The following is a 1,282-nucleotide window of genomic DNA, read 5'->3' as shown; positions in this document are numbered from 1 at the left end:
GCGATCGGCGTGGAGCTCGTGGCCGAGTCCTCCCGCAACGCGTTCCAGCAGTGGGGCCCGGCGACGGCCGGGGAGGAGCAGGTGCGCGAGGGCCGCCCGCTGTACGTGACCGTGCGCCCGCTCAAGCGCGGGGCCAAGGGGACGTGGATCAAGGGCGGGCTGACGTGGAAGGCGTTCCAGTTCCCGCGCGCCGAGTTCGCCCCCGCCCAGGAGCGGGCGATGCGCCTGATCTGGCGTCAGGTCCAGGCCGAGGACTCCTACCCGGGCGACGCCTGGTTCGGTCTGCACGTCTTCGACTCCCCGCGGATCTGGCAGCTGCTCGTGGAGGCCCGCGAGGTCGGGGTGGAGCTCGTGCCGCTGGGGCTGCTGACGGACGTGGTGCTGGAGGCGCCCGTCGCCGTCGGGCTGGACGTCACCCGCGCCCCCGACGGCGGCCTGGACGTGGCCCCGTCCCTGGACCCGGCCCCGCCCGGCCCCGGGCTGAGCGGTGTGCACGCCGTGGGCGGCATCGGCTTCTACCGCGTGGAGCTCACGGACGAGGAGGCCGTGCTCCGCCTGATCCCCGCCGAACGCCCCGTCCCCGAGGCCGTGCAGCAGCTCGTGCTCGCCGGCGGGCCCGTGCGCGTGCCCGCCGTGGACCGCGAGGAGTTCCTCGGCCGGATCTACCCGCGGCTGCGTGGCGCCCTGCCCGTGACCAGCGGCGACGCCTCCGTGGAGCTGCCCGAGTTCGAGCCGCCCGTGCTGCGGCTGCGCGCCGGTGCGGCTGTTCTGTCTGCCGCACGCGGGCGGGGGCGCCGACTTCCGGCCCGACCACGAGCTCGTGCTGCGCTGGTCCTGGCTCTACTTCGACCCGCCCCGCGAACTCGGCCTCGAGGCCGGCGGCGACCCGCTGCGGGACACCCGGCACGAGGACGCGGTGCTGCGCGCCGTGGCCGAGCTCTGGCCGCGCGCCGGCCGTGCGGAGGAGCAGGTCCTCGAGGGCGTGGGCGCCGCCCGGTTCTCCGAGCAGGTGCTGCCGCTGCTGCAGCGCGCCGACCACGTGCGCGTGGACGTCACCGGCGACCGCCCCGACTACCGCGAGCTGAAGGCCGCCCCGCGCATCGAGGTCGGCACGAAGGCCACGCAGAACGACTGGTTCGACCTCGGCGTGCAGGTCTCCGTGGACGGGCACGTGCTGCCGTTCGTGGAGCTGTTCACCGCGCTCGTGCAGGGCAAGACCACGCTGATCCTCGCGGACGGCTCCTACCTGGGCCTCGACCACCCCGCCTTCGACCGCCTGCGC

2 protein-coding genes are annotated in these 1,282 nt (G+C 75.4%); one reads left to right on the top strand and one right to left on the bottom strand.

The window, feature by feature from the left end:
• A partial coding sequence (locus AB0N07_RS51270) for a hypothetical protein (protein ID WP_365847900.1) occupies nucleotides 1-495 on the bottom strand: 495 nt, incomplete at its 3' end.
• 262 nt (nucleotides 496-757) lie between these two features.
• Here AB0N07_RS51270 and AB0N07_RS51265 point away from each other — a divergent pair.
• Nucleotides 758-1,282 (top strand): hypothetical protein (locus AB0N07_RS51265; RefSeq protein ID WP_365847898.1); only part of this gene is annotated, 525 nt, incomplete at its 3' end.

This window comes from Streptomyces sp. NPDC051172 (assembly GCF_040682555.1).
In the GTDB taxonomy this organism is placed as follows: domain Bacteria; phylum Actinomycetota; class Actinomycetes; order Streptomycetales; family Streptomycetaceae; genus Streptomyces.
The sequence above is the reverse complement of the archived record's forward strand: the minus strand, read 5'-3'. Positions and strand labels throughout refer to the sequence as shown.